Source organism: Pseudoalteromonas sp. GCY, from assembly GCF_016695175.1.
Classification (GTDB): Bacteria; Pseudomonadota; Gammaproteobacteria; order Enterobacterales; family Alteromonadaceae; genus Pseudoalteromonas.
Window position 1 is genome coordinate 2,802,152 of sequence record NZ_CP068023.1, and the last position, 25,471, is coordinate 2,827,622.

The following is a 25,471-nucleotide window of genomic DNA, read 5'->3' on the forward strand; positions in this document are numbered from 1 at the left end:
AATAAAAAGCCAGAGCGCAAATTGCATTCTGGCTTTTTTGGTTGAGATTTGTTTAACCTTAGGCTATTCGCCGCTAAGACCAAGGAGCTCAATTTCTGAGATCTGTACTAGGCCATCGTTATTCGCATTTTTGCTAATATTTAGACGATAACTGCTATAGGCAAAAGCATTGGAAAAAGTAAACGCTCTTCGTTGTAAGCGCTCATCCCAGCTTTCCCCCACCCAAACCGCGACTTCTGTCCACGTCTCACCGCCATCATTAGAACCCAGTAACTGGAAGTTTTCGGGATCGCGCTCTGGTGCATCATTCGCACTCGTGATTGCCAAACCACTCACAATTTGTGGCGTAGTAAAATCAGCTTGGATCCAAGATGGTGACTCCTCTGTTGGCGGGCCTTGCCACTCATTGTGATCTAGCCATTTTGTCTCGATATCATTATCAAACGCCTTTTGTTCACTTTCCGCATCTCCAATACGATTACGCGCGGTAAAGCTTGTTCCAGCCAAATCAGATAAATCTTCAAGTGCATACTGAGGTCCAGCGAGTTCAATTTCAGCTATTTGCACTAGCCCATCATTATTCGCATTTTTACTGATAGACAAGCGATAATGTGTGTAAGCCAAGCCATTAGCAAATGCAAAGGCACGACGTTCAAAACGCGATTCAAACGACTCCCCTACCCAAGTATTTAATACTTGCCACACTTCCCCATCGTGAGATGCTAAAAGTTGGAAGTTTTCAGGGTCACGCTCCGGCGCATCATTGGCGCTGGTAATGTACAAAGTATTTACCGCTTGCGCTTGCGGCAAGCTAACTTGGACCCAAGCTGGATTTTCAACAGTGGGAGGCCCCTGCCAATCATTGTGATCGAGCCATTTAGTCTCAACATTTTTATCAAATGCTTGCGCTGCGCCCTCTGAATCACTAATACTAAAACGCGCCGAGTAACTCGCACCTTGTACTTGTGCATGATCTAATCCAGAGATTTCTGGGCCGATTAATTCAATCTCAGCAAGCTGCATCAGGCCATCATTATTTTTATTCTTGGTTATCTCAAGACGATAGCTTTGGTATGGCAATTGATTTGCTACCGCAAAGCTTTGGCGCTCCCCTCGCGCTTCAAAAGATTCACCAACCCAATTACTCAACCGCTGCCATGTAACCCCGTTATCGTTAGAGCCAAACAAAGCAAAGTTCTCAGGATCTCGCTCTGGTGCATCATTGGCGCTCGTTATCGCAAGCTGATTAACTGCCACCGCCTCATTAAAGTCTACTTGGATCCATGAAGGCGCTTCGACAGTTGGCGGGCCTTGCCAATCATTATGATCTAGCCACTTAGTGGTTGGGTTGTTATCAAAAGCCTTATCTTGGTTTTCCTCCTCACCGATACTGTTGCTTGCCGTGACCGCAAACGTCTCAGTATCAGTATGGTCAACGCTCGGATAAACCGGCCCAACAAATTGAATTTCTCCAATTTGCAGTAAGCCATCGTTATTTTTGTTCTTTGTCACTGCAATTCGGTAGCTTGTATACTTTTGCGCATTACCAAATACAAAGCCTTGACGTTCAAAGCGCGCTTCAAACGACGCCCCAACCACATTACCCAAATTAACCCAACTCGCTCCCTCATCGTTAGAAGCTAATAAAGAGAAGTTTTCAGGGTCTCGCTCTGGGGCATCATTAGCACTGGTAATGTAAACACCGCTAATTGCTTGTTGAGTGGGAAAATCCACCTGGATCCAAGACGGCGCTTCCTCAGTAGGTGGTCCCTGCCAATCATTGTGGTCAAGCCATTTAGTTTGCGGATCGCCATCAAATGCTTTGTCTGCACTCTCGGTATCACCAATTGCATTTCTTGCTGTGATAGTAGCACCTGATGTCACGACTTGCTGCATCGGTCCCGTGGAGACCGGCTCATCAAATAATGGTAGCGCTAAGTCCATAATACTATCGGCATTAAGGCCTAGCTGCGCAGTTAATGGGTGAGCTTGAAGCGCGTTGTAAATTGGCAATCGAAGCGCTTCAAGTGCAACTTCATCACCGCCAAGTGCGGCGCTAAGATTGCTAGCAGAGTCGCTTAAGACGCCCTGCAAAGAGCCTTGCTCGTCAAACTGTGCAAATGCAGCATTGAATAGGGAAAGCTTTTGCACACTCTCGGAAACATACGTCATCTCGCAATTTTGCTCACCAGAGTCAGAGGTTGTGCAAGTTTCCCCTAATTCAAAATTCGTTAATTGATCAGCGCTAACCACAGGTAACTCAAAAACATTGGTGTTCCCGGTTTGCCAGCCAAGGGCCCGAAGCAATAACGCAGACATCTCCACTTTTGCCAATGCCATTAATTCGGGAGTAGAGACATTACGCCCCTCAGCAATTTGCTGCTCCACCAGCATGGTTGCTAGTGTCGTCAAGGCGTTGATTTGTAGGGTAGCATCAGCACTGCCATCGGCATTTGAACCAAACGGCACGGCGACATGACTTAAGGTAGCCAAAGTCACACCAGCAATATACTCGCCACTTACCTGCTCCCCAATTCCTGCAGAACCACAGCGACTTGCGTCGCAGCGCATCTGCGAGCCTTCACTCGTTGTGGCGGTCACTTTAATGGTGGAATTAATACCAAAACCGGCTTTACCCGTCAGTTCTATAAACAACTCCCCCGTTTGACTGGTTGCCGAGTTCTCATCCATCATCATGCTAGAGCCATTGAGCGCCGTCACCGAAATGCGGGCTTGGCTCAACGCGCCTTTTATCACTGAACCTGATACTTCTGCCGTCGTCACAGCGGGAGTTACTGGCACTTCTTCAACTTTTGGGTCATCGCTCCCGCCGCCACATGCAGCCAATAAACTGCTAACAGCAATGAGCGGGATCGCATTTCTTATTTTATTTAACGTTTTCATATTTATCCCTTCTTACATATCAACCAACTCGTGTGACTAGGCTGATATAAACGCACCACAAGCAGGTGATAAGCCGTGATATTGTTTCTCGTTGTGCTGATACGACTTCACCCTGTTTGCATTACTTTATGTTTATCGCCAAAGTTAAAATCGATAGGTGATCCCAGCATAGTAGCGCTGCCCGGTGTAACTGCTGCTGCGCAATCTCGCTTTAGAATCTTCACCATAAAAGGTTCTCGGTTCTTCTTTGGTTAAATTGATCACAGACGCGGTTAGGATCAGGTTTTCCATCAAGTTATAAGAAGCGTTTACATCAACTTGTTGGTATGGTTCCTGATATACAGTGAGCCCGTCCGCAAGCCCCAGAGCGGTTTCTCCTCGGCGGTTATATGACGCTCTGACACTAAAGGTGTCATTCTCGTAATAAGCGGAGAAGTTAAATTGATTATCGGCACTGCCGACAAGTGCAGACTCACCGACCTTTTCACCGTCTACGCTAATGTCTGCCTGATTGGTATCGTTTAGGGTGTAGTTAACGTTGAGACCAAAGCCATTATCGAATGCATGTTGTGCAAACAGCTCTATCCCCCGAGAGGTTGCGTTTGTACCATTGGCGGTGGTGGTAAACGGCGTGACGGTAATATCACCCGGCGGCACAATTTCAACACCGGTAAAAGGGTTATTAAAGCCCTCAAACGGCCTTACTGAGGTAATAATCAAGGGCACGATAAAGTTATCTACGTCTTTATTGAATACCGCAATCCCAACCGCAGATCCTTCGCCATAATAATACTCCGCAGATAAATCCATCTGTACTGATTCAAATGGTTTTAGCGCCTTGTTACCACCTGAGCCACGCCATCCTGGCTCCACAGGGTTGCCTCTAAACTCGAGCCTGTCGTCTGCCCATTCTTGAGAGATAAAGGTCAGCTGTTCTGGCGCCCCCATGTCGTTGAACGGAGCTCGAGACATCGTTTTGGCGATAGCACCACGTATGACAAGATTGTCGCTGGCATCCCAAACAATATTGAAGCTAGGCAAAAATTGCGAATCGGTTACGGTACGCACGGTGGTGGTTTCAACGTCAATAAGACGTTCATCACCTAAAATATCCTCTTCGGTGACATCATCAATGTCATCTAAAAAGTAGTTGATTTTATCCGACGACATAATCTGCGTTTCAGTCTCGACATAGCGTACCCCAATGTTTCCTCTAAAATCTCCAAAAGAAAAATCGGCTTGTAGATAGGCGGCCATGATCTCTTCTTCTATGTCGAACACAAAATCAGGCTCACGGCGCGTGTGCTTAACATATTCACTGGTCACAATTTCGCGGTATCTATCCCAATTGATCGTTGGCATCGCATTCACTTCAAAACCGCCTGGGATATTTTGTTCAGACGTTGCATTCAAAATATCCTCCAGTTTTGGCATACCACCAATCCACTGATAAGACACCTCATCAATGGCACCTTGACTGAATGGATCAAGCTCGCCACTGGCAATTCTGTCAGCCCCATCTTGAGTGATGAAGAAGGTGTTGTTGGTTTCGCGGTGCAGTGTCGCTTTACGATATTTAGCACCGACACGCAGCGTATCAACGATGCCGTACCCGACGCGATAATCAAGGTCTAACTGAGCATAGTCTTCTTCTAAGTCACTGACGACAAAGCTAGAACCTGTCGAACCCGGATCGGGATCGCCGGCAATACCAGCCTGAAGGTTAGACAGCAAAGCGGGGTCGGCGTACAACGACACTCTGTCACCTAATCGCCATCCAGCAAATGAGGCGGCGTTTTCAACCTGCCCGGAATCGCTGCGACTCGCAGGTTGGCCGCTTTTATACGCCGCACTCCAAGATTCCGAAGGGCCACCGCTGGCCTCAGTGCGACCAAATTTACCGCGCAAATCATATAAATCACCAGCATATTCAAAAGCGAAGTCGTAGGTATCCGAGGTATCTTTTTCTACGGTATAGCTACCAATGATCCAGGGAAATTCTAGATTTCCTTCAGTGCCACCAGCGCCACTGGTAAAGTCCATGCCAGTCACAATCGTACCGGTTTCGTCTAGAGTAATACCGGTAAGATAATCTGGGTTGTACTTCCATTCTGGGATCCACATTTGTGACGTGGTGCGATTTTGCCCAAGCTCAAAATGGAAATGATTGAATGTTAAAGATAAATCATCTATTGGACGCCATTGAATGGTAGCTTGTAACCCCTGACGTTCGCGTTTTTCTTTGGTTACCCCAACACCTGCAACTTGCGGTGCCCAAACACCATCATAAACGTTACCATAAGCATCTTCTAACGCTGCAAATCGACGTGTACTATCGGCAATTACATTGCCCGCCGTGTCCGCCGCTGGCAAGTCTGAACTCGTTGCCCAACGCCAGCCGCCACCGCCCGACATATCACCGCCTAAAGAGCGGTTGGTACGGTCTTGTTTGGTATAACCAACTAGCAAGCCAAAGGTTTCTTCTTCGTTCTTCCAAGAATAAACGCCGCTAAAATTAGGCTCGTACTCTTCAGTCACATCAGCGTAGGTATATTCAATATTCAACGCCCCAGAATTTGCCTCCATATCCAGCGGTTTGCGGCTATGAAGAATAACCGTGCCGCCCACCCCACCTTCATCTAAACGCGCCTCAGAAGACTTAAACACCTCAACCGATTGCACCATGGTAGAAGGCAACAAAGAATAACTAAAAGAGCGCGACGGCGAGCCCGGAGAAGAAGCGATAAAATTGCCGTTTAACTGCGTAAAAGTAAGATCAGATGAAAGACCACGAATACTGACGTTTTCCCCTTCCCCGCCACTACGAGAAATCACCACACCGGGTACGCGTTGCAGTGAATCAGCCACGTTTTTATCGGGAAATTTACCGATATCTTCTGCTGTAATGGCATCCACAATCGCGTTTGATAAACGCTTAATCGCCAAGTTTTCGGCCATGGATGCGCGGATCCCACGCACCTCAATTGTTTCGATTTCCTGCGCTTCCTCTTTTTCGGTTTCTTCAGCCATTGCCCAGTTAGTAGCTGATAACATAGCGAGGACCAGTGCAGACTTGCTAAATTGCCGTGACCCTCCTGTCACATGGCGTCTGTTATTATTATTGGCCATTCCTATCTCCAAGTTTTTTATAATTTGTAAAGCCACGACGTCCCTTGCTGCTCCATGACGCATGACTTTGTGACGACCCTTTTTTGTTTCCCTATAGGGGTTAATGGTTTGTGAAACACTCGTTCAGAATAGGAGCGCTCTACAAAAAGTGATAATAGAATTTCGGTTTGCACTAAGACAAAATCGGCGTTTAGGTCAAAAAAAGATCCAATTTCAATTTCCTTGGTTTATAGTCTGATTAACATAAAAACTCATTATTAGTTTCTATATTAGGCAATTTAAAAACGTTCCAAACATGTGTAACCAAATGTTTTTATTGAACTAATTAAATATTCAAAACCAGGCATTTTAAACTTTAAAATTATTCAACTTCAAGAGTGAAATATGAATTCGGCAAACTATTCAGGTAAAAACTTGGAAATATGCCTCAGCAGCGATAATCCTCATTTGTTGCAGCGAAATGCACAAATTGCTTTTGCATCAGGTGCAACAAGGATAGAACTCTGTGGTGTACTGAGTTGCGGTGGCTTGACCCCAAACCCGACGGCGATAGCGGCAGTTGCCCAGTATTTACCAAGCTTTGGCGAATGTATTGTGATGCTACGCCAAGCACCGCATTTTTTTATTGATGACACCATGCTATATCAGTTACAAAAAGGGATAGATGGCATTGCTTGCGCTGGCGCAACCGGTATTGCGCTTGGTTTTATCGACGACAATCAAGAGATAGCGGCTGACCATTGTAGAGCACTTATTGCCACGGCTAAATCCTTAGGCCTTTCTGTCACCTTTCATCGCGCCTTTGACGCCGCTGCAAACTGGCAGCAGGCAACCGAGACGCTGTTAGAGTTAGGCGTTGATCGGGTCTTAAGCGCCGGCAATACATGGCAAAGTGGCAAAGGCGCAGCGTTTGGTACTGGTAAGCTCATTGCCTTACTGAAAAGACTTAATGCTGAAATCGAAGTTGTGATCGGTGGAGGGGTCAACACGAAAAACGCAGCGGATCTTTGGCTTTTAAGTGAATTTGGTCCACTCTCTCTACATACTCACTCTGGCGTGCACCATGGCGATGAAGTTTGCCCAAGGCTAGTTAATACAATACTCACTGGATCAGAAAAGGCAATACAATGACAGCATCGAAGCTATTTTTAGGGATTGATGGTGGCGGTACGAAATGTAAAGTTCGCCTCGAGGATCAACATGGACAGCTCCTTGCCGAGGCCACCAGTGGCCCTGCAAACATCGCAACATCAACACATCAAGCCCAAGAGTCGATTTTGAGCGCAACAATGACAGCGTTGACAAACGCAAAAATCCCCCACCACGACATTGCTAACATCAGTGCTTTTGCAGGACTTGCCGGCGCGAATGTCACGACGGCTTGTGAGGCAATGCAACAATGGCGCTCTCCTTTTGCACGATTTCAATTTTCAACCGATGCACACATTGCTTGCCTTGGTGTGCATCAACACGAAGATGGTGGTGTAATCATTCTCGGCACCGGATTTTGCGCGGGTCTGGTCACTCATGGACAATTTAGGGAGTTCGGTGGCCACGGATTATTACTCAGTGATGGTGCAAGTGGCAGTTGGATAGGTTTGAGTTTAGTGAAGCATGCCATCGAGGTGCTTGATACACTTTCCCCTAGCAGTCTGATGATTGAGTCGTTTTTGGCTGCCATGAGTTGCCACAGTACCGAACAGCTAGTCAAACTCACGCTAAACGCCACCCCCCAGTATTTTGCCCAGTTTGCTCAACATGTTTTTGCCACGCCAAACGATCCCTATGCCGAGCAGATCTTAAGTAGCGCGGCACAGTTTATTGAGCGTTATGTCCGTCATTTGCAGAGCTTGGGGGCAAAGAAGGTCGCGTTAGTTGGGGGCATTGCCACGCCCATTCGTCCATGGTTAGCTGCCGAGTACGCAGATACGCTGGTGACACCAGCACTACCACCAGAGGTCGCAGCGTTAACGCTCGCTCGACGTTAACTCCTTACGTAATTGCGACGGGATTTCACCAAATAAACGACGAAACTGCTTGCTAAAATAACTTGGCTCTGAAAAACCGCACTGATAAGCGACTTGTGATACTGGTAAGCGTGTCTCGACTAATAATTTACGGGCATTTTCCAATCTTACTTCGTTGATAAATTGATTGGGAGTTTTGGCTAAATGCTTTTTAAATCTACGCTCCAGTGCGCTTACCGACAGGTGAGCAAGTTCCGCCAATTCTTCGATACAAATATGACGATGGTAATGTGCCCGAATAAATTCAACGGGCGCTTCAATGGCTCTTACGTGAGACAACGCCTTTGACGTTTTCGCTAGATGTCGCGTAACACCATAAGTGCCCATAATCGCATTTTCGCCGTCAAGTAACACTTTTTTTGACGTGGAAAACCATGCCAATTCCCCATTTTCGGTTTGGTTAAGTTCTAATCTATCCGTTACGATAAAGCCTTCCATCACCCGTTTATCATCGTTAACGTATTGGAATGCCAAGTGTTGCGGTGAAAAGTCAAAATCGGTTTTCAGTAAGATTTGATCTAGGGTTTTATAGCCCTGATGTTCAACAAAGTGTTGGTTCGCATGCACTATTCTACTTTTTGTGTCTTTGACCCAAAAGAGGATGTCTGGGATCAGATCAAATGCTGCAATCAATTGATTTACGCCAGCTTTATTCAATATTGTTTGCTCTTCCATTGCCCTATTTACCGCCTTTTTATAATTATAATAATTTATTTTAAACGCCGATTTTGTTGCATTGTCAACCGAATTTTTATTATCACTTTGGCGCCTCTGTTACCTATTATCAATAACATCAGATTAACTTACCTCGATAACTCGACGGAGCTAAACGATGGATAATAACAAAATCCGCATGGCCATGATCGGTGGTGGAGAAGGCGCTTTCATAGGTGCAGTGCACCGCATAGCTGCGCGTTTAGATGGTCAAATTGAACTTGTTGCAGGCGCATTTAGCGCCCAATCAAACAAAAGCCTAGCAATGGGCCAGCAACTCGGGCTTAACCCAGCACGTTGCTATGCCAGCTACCAAGCACTCTTACAACAAGAAGCGGAACTACCAGAGTCGGAGCGCATCCACTTTGTTGCCATCGTGACCCCAAACCATTTGCATTTTCCGATTGCCACAGCCGCTATCGAACACGGCTTTCACGTCTTGAGTGATAAGCCAGCTACGCTCAATTTATCTGAGGCGCTACGCCTACAAACACAGCTTCAAGATAGCAATTGCTTGTACGGATTAACACACACCTATACCGGCTACCCGATGGTGAAAGAGGCGCGCCACCGCATTGCAAACGGCGAACTTGGCAAAATACGCAAAGTCGTCGTTGAGTACAGTCAAGGATGGCTTGCAAGTGCTGATGATGAAAACAGCAAGCAAGCTAGCTGGCGACTAGATGCAAGCAAGTCTGGCGTGAGTTGTTGTATGGGCGATATCGGTGTACACGCAGCGAACCTTGCCGAATATGTGAGTGGCTTGGAGATAGAGGCGCTTTGTGCGGATTTAAATACAGTTGTGTCCGGCCGACAACTCGACGATGACGGCACTGTGTTACTGCGCTTTGGCAACGGTGCAAAGGGCGTGTTGATGGCAAGCCAAATAGCACTAGGCGAAGAAAATAATCTCACCTTAAAAATCTATGGTGACAAAGCCAGTATCGAATGGTCGCAAATGGAGCCTAATAGTTTGTGGTTACGTGCGGCAAACACCCCAGCTCAGTTGATCCGCACAGGAGTGGGCTCACTTAGCCAGGCAGCCATTAGCGCAACCCGTGTGCCAGCAGGTCACCCTGAGGGGTATCTGGAAGCATTTGCAAATATCTACCTTAACTTCGCCAACCTTATTCGTGCACATCAGCTGCAACCCAATGTGCAACACGAAGAATTTGACGTGCCAAGTATTAACGCTGCAGTCCGTGGCATGGCATTTATTGAAAACGCGGTAGCAGCTAGTGCAAAAGACACTAAGTGGCACCCCTTTACCATTGGATAAAATAAGAATGAAGCAAATTAAAGGACCCGCTATTTTTCTCGCGCAGTTTGTCTCGGACGAGGCGCCATTTAACAATTTTAATAGTATTTGCCAGTGGGCAAGTAGCCTAGGTTATAAAGGTATTCAGCTACCAAGTTGGGAACAGCGACTGTTTGATCTGCAAAAAGCCGCTGAAAGCCAAGATTATTGCGACGAGATCACTGGTATTGCCGCAGAGCATGGCCTTACTATTTCAGAGCTATCAACCCATTTGCAGGGTCAATTAGTGGCGGTGCACCCAGCTTATGACCAAATGTTTGACGGCTTTGCACCAGCAAAAGTGCATGGCTCTCCTCAGGCTCGTATGGAGTGGGCAACAGAGCAACTAATGCTAGCTGCCAGTGCCAGTGCTAAGCTCGGGCTAACCAGTCACGCAAGCTTTTCTGGCGCCTTGCTCTGGCATACCTTTTACCCGTGGCCACAACGTCCAAATGGCTTGGTGGAACAAGGATTTGAGGAGCTCGCAAAACGCTGGTTGCCTATTTTAAACCGCTTTGACGAGGTTGGCGTGGATGTCTGCTACGAGCTTCATCCAGGTGAAGATCTACACGATGGCGTGACTTTTGAGCGCTTTTTAGCGGCGACGAATAATCACCCGCGAGCCAATATTCTTTACGATCCAAGTCACTTTGTCTTACAGCAATTGGACTACTTGGCATTTATCGACATCTATCATGAACGTATCAAAGCGTTCCATGTAAAAGATGCCGAATTTATCCCCAATGGCCGCTGCGGTGTTTACGGCGGATACCAAGGATGGCAACAACGGCCAGGACGGTTTCGTTCATTAGGAGACGGACAAGTCGACTTTAAGAAAATATTTAGTAAGTTAACACAGTATGGTTTTGATGGTTGGGCTGTATTGGAATGGGAATGCTGTATTAAGCACCCTGAAGATGGGGCCAAAGAAGGCGCTGAATTTATCAAACAGCACTTGATCAGACCAACCGAAAAAGCCTTCGATGATTTTGCAGGAAGTAGCACCGATACCGAACGCAATAATCAAATCCTCGGCATAAAATAAACAGGACTACGACCATGAATAATAATAATCATAATCGGACCGTGTTTCAGCTCTGTTGCCTTGCACTGGTCGTCACATCAATGACGTTCGCTATTCGCGCAGGTATTTTGGGGCAATTAGGTGAGCAGTTTGGACTCTCAGATACAGAACTTGGTTGGGTTAACGCCATGGCATTTCTGGGCTTTCCCGTCGCAACCATGTTAGGTGGTGCAATCTACAACGCCATTGGCGCCAAAAAGTTAGTTGCCCTCGCCTTTATTTGCCACTTTGCCGGGTTGGTTTTAACCATTACCGCTGATGGTTTTTGGTTACTGCTGATCTCGACGTTTTTAATCGGCTTTGCGAATGGTTCAGTGGAAGCTGGCTGTAATCCACTGATTGCCGAAATGTATCCGAAAAACACCACGACCATGCTCAACCGATTCCATGTCTGGTTTCCTGGCGGCATTGTGATTGGTGCACTGGCATCGAATGCCATGACTGCATCGGGCTTTAATTGGCAATGGCAAGTTGCTTTGATACTAATTCCAACGCTGATTTACGGTGCGATGATGATCAAGTCACAGTTTCCTGAATTTGACCGCACAGATCATTCTACCACCAGCAATCTCAAGCACCTGTTTTCTCCGCTCTACCTATTTTTAATTTGCTGTATGACCTTAACAGCAACAACTGAACTTGGTACACAACAGTGGATTGAACGCATACTGGGAGCGTCAGGCGCCTCTCCTATGATGATCCTCGCACTGATCACAGGCTTGATGGCATTAGGTCGCTTCTTTGCCGGCCCAATAGTCCACCGCTTTAACCCAACAGGCGTGTTACTCGGCTCTGCAGTATTGGCAACCGCGGGTATTTTCATGATGAGCCAAGCACAAGGGTCGGCAATCTACTTGGCTGCAATATTATTTGCCTTGGGTGTCACTTATTTTTGGCCAACCATGCTGGGCTGCGTTGCTGAATACACCCCAAAAACAGGCGCACTTGGTATGTCTTTAATGGGCGGCGCGGGTATGTTCGCTGTCAGCATGTGGAATCCAGTAATTGGTAGTTGGATTGATTCGGCGCGACTCGAAGCCCAAGCAGCAAACTTAACCGCGCAGCAATCAGAACTAGTTGCAGGTCAAGCGGTGCTTGAAAATATCCTGTTATTCCCAGCTATTCTCATTGCCGCTTTTATCGGCCTTTACCTTTATATCAATAAAAATAAACGCGTTGAGAAATACGCGTAATACCAATTCGCTTAATTAAGTAGCAACAAATAAAAAGTGAACAGACGAGGTTCCAATATGCTCAACTCTATAAAAATGCTAACGCTGGCATTGGCCGTTAGTTGTACGGCTTGCGCTAGTACGACTGACAACCAATTGAGCCCGCAAGAACAACAAGCTGGATGGCAACTGCTATTCGATGGCAAAGATATGTCGCAATGGCGCAACTTTAAAAGTGACGGCCTAAATAGCCAGTGGCAAGTTGAGGACGGCGCGATGACGCTTACCCAAGGTGGTGGCGGCGATATTCTGACCAAAAAACAGTATCAGAATTTTGAGCTCCAGCTCGATTGGAAGATTTCTAAAAAAGGTAACAGTGGGATCTTTGTATTGGCGGATGAAAAAGGCGGTGCAATTTACTCCCACGCCCCAGAAATCCAAATTCTAGATAACAAAGAACACCCAGACAATAAAATAGACTCTCACCTTGCAGGTTCTATTTATGACCTGTTCGCAGCACCAAGTACGGCACATAAACCTGCCGAAGCTTGGAACCAAGTTCGCATTAAGCTACAAGATAGCCACCTACAAGTTTGGCAAAATGGTGTAAGCACGACGAGTATCGTGATTGGCAGCACTACTTGGAATGCTTTGGTCAAGAATAGTAAATTTGCAACATGGCAAGGGTTTGCTGAAGGTAAAAAAGGCCACATCGGCCTGCAAGATCACGGCGACAAAGTCTGGTTTAAAAACATTAAGATCAAGGAGCTGTAACCATGGCAACATTTGATCATAAAGTATTGGTCGTTGGCTCAGGTGCTGGTGGCGCAATGGCCGCTTATACACTCACCAAGCTAGGCCACAAAGTTTTATTGTTAGAAGCTGGTAGAAATTACGACCCAAAAACAGAAAGCCCGATGTTCCGCCGTAATAGTGAAGCCCCACTCATGGGCGCTGGCAATAAGGATAAGAACTTTGGTTTTTACGACGCAACAATTGATGGCGGTTGGCAAGTGCCAGATGAACCATACACACGCGCTGAAAACACCGATTTTTATTGGTGGCGTGCACGTATGCTCGGTGGCCGCACCAATCACTGGGGTCGCTACTCGCTGCGTTTTAGTGAGCACGACTTTAAGGGCAAAAGCCGCGATGGACATGGCGCTGATTGGCCGTTTGAATATCAAGACATTGCGCCTTGGTATGATAAAACAGAAGAAATAGTCGGGATCTGTGGTACCAATACCGGCTTGGATGACATGCCCCCTTCTGCGCCTGGCGTGTTACAGCCACCACCGACACCAAGAGTGCCTGAATTATTGGTTGCTGCGGCTGCGAAAAAAATGGGGATCCCAGCGGTTCCTATGCACAGAGCTGTGCTGACTCGTAATAAGGATGACCGCTTAGCGTGTTTTTACGCCACGCCTTGTGGCCACGGTTGTTCAATAGGCGCGGCATTCCAAACCACAACCTCGCTTATTCCGATGGCCAAAGCGACAGGAAACCTTGAAGTGATCACCGATGCCATGGTGAAATCGGTCGCGGTGAATGAAGATGGTAAAGTAACTGGTGTGACTTACGTCGATAAAAAGTCTGCGCAAGAACATGCAGTCAATGCAGATGTGGTGATTTTGGCGGCCAGCGCCTGTGAATCTGCACGTATTCTGCTTAACTCCAAACACGCAAAGCATCCCAAGGGACTTGCAAACTCAAGTGGTCAGGTAGGTCGCAATCTAATGGACTCTACCGGCGCTTGGCTTGGTGCACAAATCCCTGCGTTAAAAGGTCGCCCGCGTTATAACGAAGACGGCCATACCGGTAACCACCTTTTTATTCCTTGGTGGGGACACAAAGCCCATGAGAAAGGTGAGCTTAATTTCCCGCGCGGCTATCACTTTGAAATTAGCAGCGGCTTTAATCAACCGGGCTCTGGCGTGTCTGGCAATAAACAAGGTTATGGCCCTGAGTTAAAACAACAAATACGCGATGCTTACGGCTCCTATGTGGGCTTTGCACTGCGTGGAGAAATGCTACCGAACAAAGATTCTTACATGGAAATTGACGAAAACGTCAAAGATAAATGGGGGATCCCGGTTGCTAAGTTCCATTTCAAATGGTCCGACAGAGAGCTCAAGCAAATCGAGCATGGTCTCAAAACCGCTAAGCAGATCCTTGAGAACATGGGTGCCAAAGTCGGCGAGCTACCGCCTGCGGACAAAGCGATTTCAAAAGGCGGTGAGATCATTCATGAGGTCGGCACGACAAGAATGGGCAGCTCACCAAAAGAGTCGGTAACGAATCAGTGGGGGCAAACATGGGACTGTGACAATCTATTTGTGATGGATGCTGGTGTCTTTGCGTCTAACCCCCATAAAAATTGCACCTTAACCATTATGACCTTAGCGATGCGAAACTCCACCTGGTTGGCGGCACAAATTGATAAAGGAGCGCTGTGATGAATACACCTGTCCGCGTTGATTCTTATAAATATATTTCAGGTATGACACGTCGCGAGTCATTAAAATGGTTAGGCCTGCTTGCTGCAGGGTCTGCGGTGACACTCACCGCTGGATGCAGCAAGGCCATTGAAGGTGAAACGGCTGCTGCTGGGCACTGGCCAGATGTTGAAATAAAGCCAGTTAGCGCTCAAGGGTATGGAACTGATCCAAACATGATCATGCCACCAGAGTCACCTTGGCCGCTCACGCTTACTGAAGCGCAGCTCACGTTAGTTGCAGTACTAGCTGATTTTATTGTGCCAAAGGAAGGAAATCACCCTTCAGCTTCCGAAGTACAAGTACCGAGTGTGATCGATGAGTGGGTAAGCGCACCGTATCACGGACAACAAAAAGACAGAGTGACAATACTCCATGCACTTGCTTGGATTGACGATGAGTCGACTTTGCGCTTTAAAAAGCCATTTTTACAACTTAGCGCAACGCAGCAAAGAAAAATTATGGATGATATTGCTTATTTTAATGCGCAAACACCAGAGCAATTTCAGCGTATAGGTAAAGCATTCTTGCGCTTTAAAGATCTCGTTCTCGGCGCTTACTTTTGCACACCTGAGGGCTGTCAAGACATAGGCTATCTGGGCAATGTACCAATTGCAGGTGATTACCCTGGGCCTACTGCTGAAGCCAAGGCGCATCTAGATGGCGTACTCGCAGAGCTTGGGCTAAGCCAGTATGCGTACCGCGACTAACCCTTGAGTCATTTTGTTATGACTAATCCCAAGCAAAGCAGAGTTAGACTCTGCTTTTTTTAGTTTTAGGAAGAAATGATGTTTAGAAAAATCGTATTGTTTAAACAAGTAGTACTGTTCATTGCTTTTATTATCGCGCTGCCGCTATACGCGCAGGCATCTTATCAGTCGTTACCTATTAGCGTTCAACTGTGGTCGGTAAAAGATGAATTGACAAGAGACTTTGATGGCACCTTGCAAGCACTCGCCAACATGGGATTTGATGGCGTTGAGTTTGCTGGAAACTTTGGCAACTATGCCGATAACCCAAGCAAATTAAAACAAAGACTAGCAGAGCTCGGCTTAGTTGCGAGCAGTGCCCACATCGGCTTTGACGCATTAGCTGAAGAAAAACTAGCAAGCACCCTACTCTTTTACAAGACCTTAGGCATATCCACGCTCTTTATTCCTTGGGATGAAAGAGCATGGGATAAAAACCAAGTGCAAGCATTTGTAAAACAGCTTAACCAAGTGCACCAAATTGCCAAACGCTACGATATGAAGATCGGATTTCATAATCATGAAAAGGAATTTAACCCATACGCTAATAGCACGTTTTGGGATTATATCGCCACCAACACCCCTAGCGATTTTCCACTGCAGCTCGATGTCGGCTGGGTGATTTACGCAGGTAAATCACCCAGCGATTATGTTAAGCGATATGCAGGAAGAACCGTATCGACACATATCAAAATACGTACTCACCAAGGAGATGACAAAAGCCCAATCATTGGCGAAAACCACTACCCTTGGAAAGCGCTCATCCAAACCATGCAGCAACACGGCGGCACACAGTGGCTGGTAATCGAACAAGAAGAATACCCAAGCGGCCTAACACCACTAGAAAGCGTCGCCCGCTCAAAAGTGAATTTAGATAAGATATTGAGTGAGTAACAAGCGGGAATATGTTTATCTGAAATAGCTAATAGTCACTGTCAGGTTTGATCGCGGGGCTCGATCGAACTTGACAGTTTATTAGTTGCGTGTTCACCTCGTCCACCAAACCCTTTATTTGAGATTGTGTATGCCAATTTATAGCTAGACGCTCACTTTCATTGATTAAGAACCCAACTAGATCAACAGAAATACTGATTAACTCTACTAATTCATTAAATGTAAAGACATAAAGTGATGGGTGTTGATGGATAAATGTATTCCTAACTGTCTGCAAACGGCTAATTTTTTCTTTTTCAAATCGCTGACTATCAATTACTTTGCTACCCATATAAGGAAGAAAGTCTTCTTTCCGCAGCTTTTCGTAAAGCCATTCAATATTATCTAAATCACCATACTCTGAGTGATTACTTCCTTTTTTCCGAACTAGGCGTGAGTCCGATGTAATGAGAGCTAAACACATTGCCGATTGAACAGAGTTATGTCCGTAGATCACTGCCCATTTAAAATACGTGTTTTGCCCTCTTTCAATTTGGGACAATGCGTCAAGTAAGCACCGCAATGAAATGACTAGATCTGTTTCGAGATCAAATGATACCAACTTCTCTTTCATGTACTTATCTATTATTTATGAACGCCGCATTAAACGGCAATTTATAGTTGGCTATACTTAGCGAAGCGAACAGCAGCTAACTGTAAATTGTCCGATTCAATACTTTGTTATACGATTTCTTCTTCATACCCGTTTGACGGTGCAAGCTGCGCTGCTTTTTTTAACGCCCACCACCCGATTACAATGCTCATTAAAATCCGAACAGGAAAATAAGCGAGAGCCGGCAAACTAAATAGCCAAGCAGCAAAGTCTTTCGGCATTACATAATAAGCAACTTGCTTAACCCAATATATAAATGCCACATATTGTTTTAGGAATGTATCAAGAGAAATTGATAATTCAGCCCAATTAGAAGCAGCTGCAACCCACAACGCATAAAGACCTAACGCACCGTCCCCAAAACTCCCTATGACTGACGACCAACCGATAAATAGCAGGAATATTCTCACTGAACTCTCCATCTAGACAATCGCATAACAGCTCATTGGCGTGAATTCTTGAATATCTTACTTATCCACAGGTAAAAAACTAACAATTATCAAAATAACTTTATCTAATAATTTTAGTAACTTACCAATCAAAGATTATAATTTCAACACACAAATCACCTGCTTCACGCAAGGAGTGACTTATCCGAGCCATCGATTGGCTCGCTAAGAACAAATTACATCTAGATAACGTGTTAAAAATGCTCAATTTTATATGTCGCTGGTTATTTGTCGCCATAAATGGCGACCTACGTAAGAAAGTGTGAGCAACGCTAGCACTTTATCTAACCCATTGTGCCGTAAACACTAAAGCTGCATCAAATCGAAAATGCCAAGCGTTTGTTAGTCCATCTTTAGCGTCTTGTAGATGCCAAATCGCTGAAACCGATTTAGTAGTGGTAACGACACGAAATTATCGTTATCGCTTGATCATCAACTGCGTAAACAAGTCTGTTAGTATCATCAATACGACGAGACCAAAAACCAGATAGATTCTCTTTCAACGCCTCAGGTTTCCCGATGCCCTCAAATGGAGAGCGCTTAACATCATTGAGTAGTTTATTGATGCGCTTAAGTGTTTTCTTTTCTTGAGTTTGCCAATACAGGTAATCATCCCAAGCGTCATCAGTCCACGCCAATAAACTACTCATCAATTAACTCTCGCGTTGTTGTTTTACCAGCGCGGTACTGTGCTATTGAACGGTTTAGGTGTTCAGCGTTTTGAGGAGAACGTAGTAAATGCACTGTTTCCATAAGGCTATTGTAGTAGTCTAAAGACATAACCACTGCATCCTCAGAGTCACGCCGTGTTATAACTGTTGTATCAGCATCATTAACTACACCGTCTAAAACAGCTTTGAGACTATTTCTAGCTTCAGTAAAAGATACGATTTTCATAAGAATCCCCACATGTACATTTAATGGAACAAGTATAGTCTTCACTACCCTACTTGTACAGTAAGCTGAACATATGATATTGATAAACCAACGCCCGATTAACGGGTAAAAATTGTGGGCCAAAATTGAGTGAAGCGAAAAGCTCATTAGCGTGAATTCTTGAATATCTCACTTATACACAAGTTATTTGTCGCCATAAATGGCGACCTACGTAAAATCGTGGCGTAAAGCCACCTCCCACAATACTATTTACGCTGTGATCTAGGAGGTATATCTAGACGCTAAATACTTTCCTCATAATCCAACACTTTAGCGTCATTGGCTTTGTTAAGCAGGCCTCGGCTTTGTGATAGGAAGTGTTTCGCACTTTCTGAGAAATAATGTTTGGCTTGTGAAAAAGACTGCATTAGGCCTTCTTTATCACCTTGTTGTAGCTTGGTTAATGTCTGCTCAAAGGTATCTTGATAGCTTGCCAATAACCCTTCTACATCATTAAATTGCGCGAGCATAATATCTGAATAAAGTTCAGGGGATTGCGCAAACAACCGTCCCACCATCATCAGCTCTAATTGGTAGATAGGCGATGAGCAGCTTCTTAGCTCTTTTAATGAATGGCACTGCTTAGATAAAAACTGCCCATACACAAACGTGGTTAAGTGGCGCATTACCTGAATGATCTGCATGGATTGGTCGTGTTTTTTAGCGTCCATGGGTACCAGCTGGCTGCCCCAGATCTTTAGTTGCTTGATTAATCCTTCACATTGCTTTGGCATACGCCCTTCGCACACCACAACCGTTTGCTTGACCCAATGAGATATATCTGGACCAAACATAGGATGTAGACCGACCACAGGGCCGTTGTGCTTGTTCATCAGTACTTTGAGCGGGGCTTGCTTCACCGAGGTAATATCAGCAAGAATACAGTCATCAGGCAGCGTTGGTAACGCATTAACAACCTGCTCAAAGGCATTGATAGGAACGCTCACCAATACTAACTTAGCATCACTTAGTAGCTCAGTAGCCTGTGATTGATTGTCTTTGTCTAAAATGCGTACTTCGTAGCCTGAGCGTCTAAACTGTTTCGCAAACAGTTTACCCATGGCGCCTTGACCACCGACAATAACGACCGGCGACATTTTTGGTGCCGCACAGGCGAGTTCACTTTGTTGGTTTTCGTAGGCTTCTCGCATCATACGACGCAGAATATCTTCGACTAAATCAGGGTTTACCCCTTTGGCATCAGCTTCTGCGCGCCGGGCTTTGATCAACTCAGCTTCGCGCTTCGGCACATGTAGCGGTGCGCCCTTTTGCTGTTTTATTTTTCCAACCTGTTCTGTCAATACTTTGCGCTTTGCAAGTAGCGCGACAAGCTCGCTATCGCAATCATCTATTGCAACGCGTATTGCTTCTAAATCGTTAGCCCCATTCATGATGTAAACTTATATATACAGTAGTAAATTAAATAATACACCGAGTCTAACAAGAAGTGCGCCGCTTTAAAAGTAAGCAACCATGAAAATATCGTGACAAGACGCCAGATATGTCAGTGAGTATTCACAGAATGGAAATAATGAGGGGAAATAAAACCAAAACAGGCCGCATAAAGCGGCCTGTTTTATCTGCATTTGATAAATGCGACGTATTAGTTAAGTTTCTCTTTAATACGTGCTGATTTACCAGAGCGCTCACGTAGGTAGTAAAGCTTAGCACGACGAACCGCACCACGACGCTTAACTGTTACGCTGCTGATAAGAGGGCTGTGCGTTTGGAATACACGCTCAACACCTTCACCGCTTGAAATCTTACGAACAGTGAAAGATGAGTGTAGACCACGGTTACGCTTAGCGATTACAACACCTTCAAAGGCCTGCAGACGCTCTTTTTCACCTTCTTTTACACGAACCTGAACTAGTACTGTATCACCAGCGCCAAATGCAGGTATGTCTTGCTTAAGCTGTTCAGCTTCAAGCTCTTTAATAATATTTTGGTTTACTTTTGCCATTTTATTTCTCACATTCCTAGGTGTAACTGTCTTCTAGCCACAAGCTTGGCCATTCTCTTGCTGAAATTCAGCAAGTAATGCCGCCTGCTCCTCAGTCAGAGCTAGGTTACGCAACAAGTCAGGACGACGTTGCCAAGTTCTACCCAAAGACTGCTTTAAGCGCCATTTGGCTATTTCTTGGTGGTTTCCGCTGAGTAATACAGCAGGCACCTGTTTATCATCCAATGTTTCCGGCCGGGTATAATGAGGACAATCTAACAAGCCATCCGAAAATGAATCTTGTTCTGCTGATTGGTTATGACCTAACACACCTGGCACTAATCGCGCTACCGCATCGATTAATGTCATGGCAGGTAACTCACCACCACTCAGTATAAAATCGCCGATGGACCACTCTTCGTCTATATAAGACTCGATGATCCGCTCATCAATACCTTCATAACGACCCGCTACTAAAATCAACTTTTCAGAGTGCGCCAATTCAGTCGCACCTTGTTGATCTAGCTTTCGCCCTTGAGGGGACATATAAATTACTTTAGCGCCTTCTCCTGCTGCCGCTTTGGCATCAAGAATAGCTTTTTTAAGAGGCTCAACCATCATCAACATTCCCGGGCCACCACCATAAGGTCGGTCATCCACGGTTCTATGTTTATCAGTGGCGTAGTCTCTTGGGTTCCAACAATTAAACTCAATCAAGCCGTTTTTCACAGCTCGACCCGTTACGCCTTGCTGAGTTATCGCATCAAACATGTCAGGAAAAAGTGAAACCACTCCAACCCATAGCTTTTGCTGATCACTCATTAAAACGCTGGATCCCAATCTACCGTAATTTTTCTCTCGTCATGATTAATATCCAAAATAACAGAGTCTGTTAAGAATGGAATTAATCTTTCCGATTGGCCAAATGCATCTTTTTTGTTTGCTTTCACAACCAAAACGTCATTTGAACCTGTCTCCATCAAGTCATCAACTATGCCTAAGTCGTAGCCTTTATCGGTTACTACTGACATGCCGATGAGATCTCGCCAATAAAACTCCCCTTCAGGTAATTCAGGAAGCTGCTCAGCATAAACAGCGATTTCAGCATTGGTATAAGCCACTGCTTCGTCTCTGTCGTTTACCTGTGCAAATTTAGCGATATATCCCTTGTTGTGACGACGCCAGTCGCTCACTTCAAGGTTTTGCCATTTACCTTGTTGCCCTATCAACCATGGGCTGAAATCGAAGATCCCTTGGGGATCGTCAGTAAATGAATGCACCTTAAGCCAACCCTTGATGCCATAAGGAGCACCAAGCTTACCAACAACGATTGTCGAGGTTTTACTTTGACTCATGGTTACACTTACGCCTATTAAGCCGCTTTACGAGCGTCTTTAACCAGCTTCGCAACACGATCTGAAAGAGCTGCACCTTGACCTACCCAGTGATCAACACGAGATAAATCTAAACGTACTTTTTCTTCCTGACCTGCAGCGATAGGGTTAAAGAAACCTACCTTCTCGATGAAACGACCGTCACGCGAGAAACGGCTATCCGCAACCACGATTTGATAGAATGGACGCTTTTTAGCGCCGCCACGTTGCAAACGAATAGTTACCATACCGTCCTCTACATAGATTGACTGTTTTCATTAATAAGTTTGTACTTCCCATTACGGGAAGCTCGGGCATTTTACGCATTTTCACGCGCAATGCAAGTTAATTCCAAAGTTGATGCTTTATTAGGCCCTGCTACAAAATTACCGCTGAAGTTTCGCACGCCACATTCGTCCCAATAGTGGTACAAAAAATTGACTTTTTCAGCACTGCTGGAAAGTCGAAAATCCCTGTTGTTTCATTTATAAGGAAAGCACACATATGAACCAAATGCGGAGAGCAAAACGTTCAATTAAACATCTACTTCTAGATATACCACTCTTTTCTTTTGCGCTCATTGCTACTTCAACACTTGCAGCAAGCAATGAAGAAATAACGGCTTGTAAACTGTTACGTTTTGGTGACTTCTCGCAGTTAGAGCAAGGTAATGCTGCAATGAGTATCACCAATGCCGAATATGTACCAAGCCAAACTCTAGATGCCGACACCGAACTCTGGACATATAAGTATAGTCGCTTATTGGGGGCACCTATACCAAAAGGAACAAACTCTTTACCTGAGCACTGTTTGGTTGAAGGCTATGTGGCACCGACGATACGTTTTCAGCTTCGGTTGCCAATGGACCAAGTTTGGAACCAACGTTTCTTGCTCAATGCCTGTATGGGCTTTTGTGGCGAAGTATCCAACTATCCAACGATGGCTGGCGTTATGCGTAATTACGCGACCATGTCTCATGATGGCGGCCATACCGCTGCTGGATTCGATGGTTTGTGGGCTAAAAACAATGTGCCGTTAAGAGAAGACTTTGCCTACCGAGCGAACCACGTGGTTGCTGTTGCAGCAAAAGCGGTTATTGAACGCTTTTATAGTAAACAACTTACGTACTCTTTTATATCGGGTTGTTCGAAGGGAGGTCATGCTGGGATAATGGCCGCGAGGCGTTACCCTAATGACTTTGATGGCGTGATTGCCAGAGGACCAACGATTAATTACACCAAAGTCAACCTAATCAACTGCATGGATAATGCAAAAGCTATTTTGGATGAAAACAATAACGCATTGCTCGATGCAAGCTACACTGACTTTATTTCGCAGGCCGTCATGCAAGCTTGTGACCATAAAGATGGCTTAGTTGATGGATTAATAAGTGACCCAAGACGCTGCGATTTTGACCCGCAAACGCTCCTATGCAGCGACAACATAACGGGTAAATGCCTGACACCTCGCCAAGTCAACGCAATTAAGGAAATATACGCACCATCCTACGACCAACAAGGCAACATCATTTATGGCGGCCTACCCTATGGCTCTGAACCTGAATGGACAGGTTGGTTGTTCCCTGAAGCACCGTTTATCAAGCCTTATCACTATTATGCTGCAACCGAGTATTTAAAGTATTTGGCTTTTCCTCGAGAAAGATACAATCAAGGCAACTGGAGAGACTTTTCTTATAACAATGAGATTGGAGAGCTTTCACCTGTCTCAAGCTTTATGGACGCCGATCACCCTGATCTAACTGGATTTAAAAATAGCGGTGGTAAAATGATTGTATTACATGGATGGTCAGACGCTGCGATACCCGCATATGCAACTATTGATTGGTATGAGTCGGTTATCAACTATATGGGTAAAGAAAACACCTACGACTTTGCTCGGCTATTCTTGCCACCAGGATTGGTGCATTGTGGTATCGAGGGACCTGGCGCTGAAACCTTTGATGCTATCGCAGCGTTAGTGCATTGGCTTGATACAGGCATAGCACCGGATGCGCTTATGACGCAAAAAGAAGATCCGCAGGGCAATATTCTCTTCACTCGCCCCGTTTATCCCTATCCACAAGAAGCCAAGTACATTGGTACAGGCGACCCTAAAAAAGCAGAAAACTTTAGGCCAATAGTGCCCAATTTTAAGAATAACTAAGTAAACAAAAAGGCAAGCCCATAGCTTGCCTTTCACATTATACATACTATAAAACGGTGTTAGAACTTAGGCCCACCGCCACCGAACATGCCCGGTGGCATCATACCTTTCATATTCTTCATCATTTTCATCATGCCGCCTTTGCCTTTCATCTTCTTCATCATCTTCTGCATTTGGGTAAATTGCTTCAGCAACTTATTAATGTCTTGTACTTGCGTACCAGAACCCGCAGCGATACGCTTTTTACGCGAGCCTTTGATGATTTCAGGACGTGCACGCTCTTTAGGCGTCATTGAGCTTATGATGGCTTCCATTTGGTTAAAGGTCTTATCGTTTACTTGACCTTTTACTGCATCCGGCAAGTTCGACATACCAGGCAGCTTTTCCATCATCGACATCATACCGCCCATGTTTTTCATCTGGCGCAGCTGCTCAGCAAAATCTTCCAGTGTAAAACCGTCGCCTTTAAAGACTTTCTCAGCCACTTTTTGGGCTTTGTCTTTATCGACTTTCATTTCGACTTCTTCAATAAGCGACAGTACGTCGCCCATACCTAGAATTCGAGATGCAACACGGTCAGGGTGGAATGGCTCTAAGGCATCCGTTCTTTCACCCACACCGATAAACTTAATGGGTTTACCAGTAATATGACGAATAGACAACGCCGCACCACCGCGCGCATCACCGTCCGTCTTAGTTAAGATAACACCGCTGAGTGGCAGTGCTTCATCGAACGCTTTTGCTGTATTTGCAGCATCCTGACCTGTCATTGAGTCAACGACAAATAAGGTTTCAATTGGATTAATCGCCGCGTGTAAATCTTTGATTTCGTCCATCATGTCTGCATCTACGTGCAAACGACCTGCAGTATCCACAAGTACCACATCAATGAACTTCTTCTTCGCGTGAGAAATAGCACCCGTTGCGATATCTACCGGCTTTTGTGAAATATCACTGGGGAAGAACTCGACGTCAACTTCTGCGGCTAACGTTTCGAGCTGTTTGATAGCCGCAGGACGATAAACGTCAGCACTCACCACCAACACAGATTTCTTTTTGCGCTCTTTAAGGAATTTAGCCAGCTTACCAACACTGGTGGTTTTACCCGCACCTTGAAGACCTGCCATCATGACGACAGCTGGCGGCTGCGCGTTTAGGTTCAGCTCTTCGTTGGCCTCACCCATCGACTTTTCAAGTTCTTCACGAACAATCTTGATGAAAACCTGGCCTGGGCTCAGACTCTTTGTGACTTCTACACCAACCGCGCGTTCTTTTACTTGTTTTACAAAGTCGCGCACAACTGGCAAGGCAACGTCAGCCTCAAGCAATGCCATGCGTACTTCACGGAGTGTTTCTTTAATATTGTCTTCAGTTAGTCGGCCACGGCCACTGATGTTTTTAAGCGTTTTTCCTAAACGCTCTTGGAGGTTTTCAAACATGTATCGGTTCCAAAATCTCGAAATTGTCGGGCATTATACTGATATGCGAGCC

At 45.5% G+C, this 25,471-nt stretch carries 23 protein-coding genes; 10 read left to right on the top strand and 13 right to left on the bottom strand.

Annotated elements, in window-relative coordinates; all coding sequences use genetic code 11:
• Nucleotides 1-63: 63 nt before the first annotated feature.
• Both JJQ94_RS17860 and JJQ94_RS17865 read right to left on the bottom strand, forming a co-directional pair.
• On the bottom strand, nt 64-2,904 hold the full coding sequence (locus JJQ94_RS17860) for a discoidin domain-containing protein (protein ID WP_099029341.1): 2,841 nt from the start codon (nt 2,902-2,904) through the stop codon (nt 64-66).
• A 144-nt stretch (nt 2,905-3,048) separates the two neighbouring features.
• On the bottom strand, nt 3,049-6,033 hold the full coding sequence (locus tag JJQ94_RS17865; RefSeq protein WP_099029342.1) for a TonB-dependent receptor: 2,985 nt from the start codon (nt 6,031-6,033) through the stop codon (nt 3,049-3,051).
• Nucleotides 6,034-6,417: 384 nt separating this feature from the next.
• Between JJQ94_RS17865 and JJQ94_RS17870 the strand changes: the two genes are divergently transcribed.
• Together JJQ94_RS17870 and JJQ94_RS17875 are read left to right on the top strand one after the other, a co-directional pair.
• Nucleotides 6,418-7,164: a copper homeostasis protein CutC gene (locus JJQ94_RS17870; protein ID WP_099029343.1), complete on the top strand. Its 747-nt coding sequence runs from the start codon at nt 6,418-6,420 to the stop codon at nt 7,162-7,164.
• A complete protein-coding gene (locus JJQ94_RS17875; RefSeq protein WP_099029344.1) occupies nt 7,161-8,021 on the top strand; it encodes a BadF/BadG/BcrA/BcrD ATPase family protein in 861 nt (286 codons plus the stop codon). The genes JJQ94_RS17870 and JJQ94_RS17875 overlap by 4 nt, the downstream gene beginning before the upstream one ends.
• Here the strand turns inward: JJQ94_RS17875 and JJQ94_RS17880 are convergent.
• A complete protein-coding gene (locus tag JJQ94_RS17880; RefSeq protein ID WP_069018568.1) occupies nt 8,001-8,735 on the bottom strand; it encodes an AraC family transcriptional regulator in 735 nt (244 codons plus the stop codon). The genes JJQ94_RS17875 and JJQ94_RS17880 overlap by 21 nt on opposite strands.
• A gap of 157 nt (nt 8,736-8,892) precedes the next feature.
• On the opposite strand from JJQ94_RS17880, the gene JJQ94_RS17885 reads away from it, so the two are divergent.
• The 7 genes from JJQ94_RS17885 (at nt 8,893) to JJQ94_RS17915 (ending at nt 16,465) form a co-directional block, all read left to right on the top strand.
• Nucleotides 8,893-10,053, top strand: coding sequence for a Gfo/Idh/MocA family protein (locus JJQ94_RS17885; protein ID WP_099029345.1), 1,161 nt, complete (start codon nt 8,893-8,895; stop codon nt 10,051-10,053).
• A 7-nt stretch (nt 10,054-10,060) separates the two neighbouring features.
• On the top strand, nt 10,061-11,116 hold the full coding sequence (locus JJQ94_RS17890; protein WP_010606700.1) for a sugar phosphate isomerase/epimerase family protein: 1,056 nt from the start codon (nt 10,061-10,063) through the stop codon (nt 11,114-11,116).
• A 14-nt stretch (nt 11,117-11,130) separates the two neighbouring features.
• Entirely contained in the window at nt 11,131-12,348 is a 1,218-nt protein-coding gene (locus JJQ94_RS17895; RefSeq protein WP_010371078.1) for an MFS transporter, read from the top strand.
• A 57-nt stretch (nt 12,349-12,405) separates the two neighbouring features.
• Nucleotides 12,406-13,101, top strand: coding sequence for a 3-keto-disaccharide hydrolase (locus JJQ94_RS17900; RefSeq protein ID WP_099029346.1), 696 nt, complete (start codon nt 12,406-12,408; stop codon nt 13,099-13,101).
• 2 nt (nt 13,102-13,103) lie between these two features.
• Nucleotides 13,104-14,783: a GMC family oxidoreductase gene (locus JJQ94_RS17905; protein WP_099029347.1), complete on the top strand. Its 1,680-nt coding sequence runs from the start codon at nt 13,104-13,106 to the stop codon at nt 14,781-14,783.
• Nucleotides 14,783-15,532: a gluconate 2-dehydrogenase subunit 3 family protein gene (locus tag JJQ94_RS17910; protein ID WP_099029348.1), complete on the top strand. Its 750-nt coding sequence runs from the start codon at nt 14,783-14,785 to the stop codon at nt 15,530-15,532. The genes JJQ94_RS17905 and JJQ94_RS17910 overlap by 1 nt, the downstream gene beginning before the upstream one ends.
• A 75-nt stretch (nt 15,533-15,607) precedes the next feature.
• Nucleotides 15,608-16,465: a sugar phosphate isomerase/epimerase family protein gene (locus JJQ94_RS17915; RefSeq protein WP_099029349.1), complete on the top strand. Its 858-nt coding sequence runs from the start codon at nt 15,608-15,610 to the stop codon at nt 16,463-16,465.
• Between the two features lie 28 nt (nt 16,466-16,493).
• Here JJQ94_RS17915 and JJQ94_RS17920 read toward each other — a convergent pair whose 3' ends face one another.
• From JJQ94_RS17920 to rpsP, 9 genes are all read right to left on the bottom strand, one after another.
• Nucleotides 16,494-17,078 (bottom strand): hypothetical protein, encoded by a 585-nt coding sequence (locus JJQ94_RS17920; RefSeq protein WP_099029350.1) that lies wholly within the window; start codon nt 17,076-17,078, stop codon nt 16,494-16,496.
• Between the two features lie 107 nt (nt 17,079-17,185).
• Nucleotides 17,186-17,527 carry a hypothetical protein gene (locus JJQ94_RS17925; RefSeq protein WP_099029351.1) on the bottom strand — a complete coding sequence of 114 codons (342 nt, stop codon included), beginning with the start codon at nt 17,525-17,527 and terminating at the stop codon, nt 17,186-17,188.
• 428 nt (nt 17,528-17,955) lie between these two features.
• Entirely contained in the window at nt 17,956-18,216 is a 261-nt protein-coding gene (locus JJQ94_RS17930; protein ID WP_172439899.1) for a Txe/YoeB family addiction module toxin, read from the bottom strand.
• Nucleotides 18,209-18,463, bottom strand: coding sequence for a type II toxin-antitoxin system Phd/YefM family antitoxin (locus JJQ94_RS17935; protein ID WP_010371061.1), 255 nt, complete (start codon nt 18,461-18,463; stop codon nt 18,209-18,211). The genes JJQ94_RS17930 and JJQ94_RS17935 overlap by 8 nt, the downstream gene beginning before the upstream one ends.
• Before the next feature lie 281 nt (nt 18,464-18,744).
• Complete coding sequence (gene tyrA, locus JJQ94_RS17940) at nt 18,745-19,893, bottom strand: bifunctional chorismate mutase/prephenate dehydrogenase (RefSeq protein ID WP_099029353.1); 1,149 nt, start codon at nt 19,891-19,893, stop codon at nt 18,745-18,747.
• Between the two features lie 212 nt (nt 19,894-20,105).
• Nucleotides 20,106-20,465 carry a 50S ribosomal protein L19 gene (rplS, locus tag JJQ94_RS17945; RefSeq protein WP_010371056.1) on the bottom strand — a complete coding sequence of 120 codons (360 nt, stop codon included), beginning with the start codon at nt 20,463-20,465 and terminating at the stop codon, nt 20,106-20,108.
• 33 nt (nt 20,466-20,498) lie between these two features.
• On the bottom strand, nt 20,499-21,266 hold the full coding sequence (trmD, locus tag JJQ94_RS17950) for a tRNA (guanosine(37)-N1)-methyltransferase TrmD (protein WP_010371055.1): 768 nt from the start codon (nt 21,264-21,266) through the stop codon (nt 20,499-20,501).
• Nucleotides 21,266-21,799: a ribosome maturation factor RimM gene (rimM, locus tag JJQ94_RS17955; protein ID WP_010606688.1), complete on the bottom strand. Its 534-nt coding sequence runs from the start codon at nt 21,797-21,799 to the stop codon at nt 21,266-21,268. Before rimM ends, trmD begins: the two co-directional genes overlap by 1 nt.
• A 17-nt stretch (nt 21,800-21,816) precedes the next feature.
• On the bottom strand, nt 21,817-22,065 hold the full coding sequence (gene rpsP, locus JJQ94_RS17960) for a 30S ribosomal protein S16 (RefSeq protein WP_010371051.1): 249 nt from the start codon (nt 22,063-22,065) through the stop codon (nt 21,817-21,819).
• 256 nt (nt 22,066-22,321) lie between these two features.
• On the opposite strand from rpsP, the gene JJQ94_RS17965 reads away from it, so the two are divergent.
• Nucleotides 22,322-23,980, top strand: coding sequence for a tannase/feruloyl esterase family alpha/beta hydrolase (locus JJQ94_RS17965; RefSeq protein ID WP_099029354.1), 1,659 nt, complete (start codon nt 22,322-22,324; stop codon nt 23,978-23,980).
• A gap of 59 nt (nt 23,981-24,039) precedes the next feature.
• On the opposite strand, the gene ffh is transcribed toward JJQ94_RS17965, so the two are convergent.
• Entirely contained in the window at nt 24,040-25,419 is a 1,380-nt protein-coding gene (ffh, locus tag JJQ94_RS17970; protein WP_010371045.1) for a signal recognition particle protein, read from the bottom strand.
• Nucleotides 25,420-25,471 lie beyond the last annotated feature (52 nt).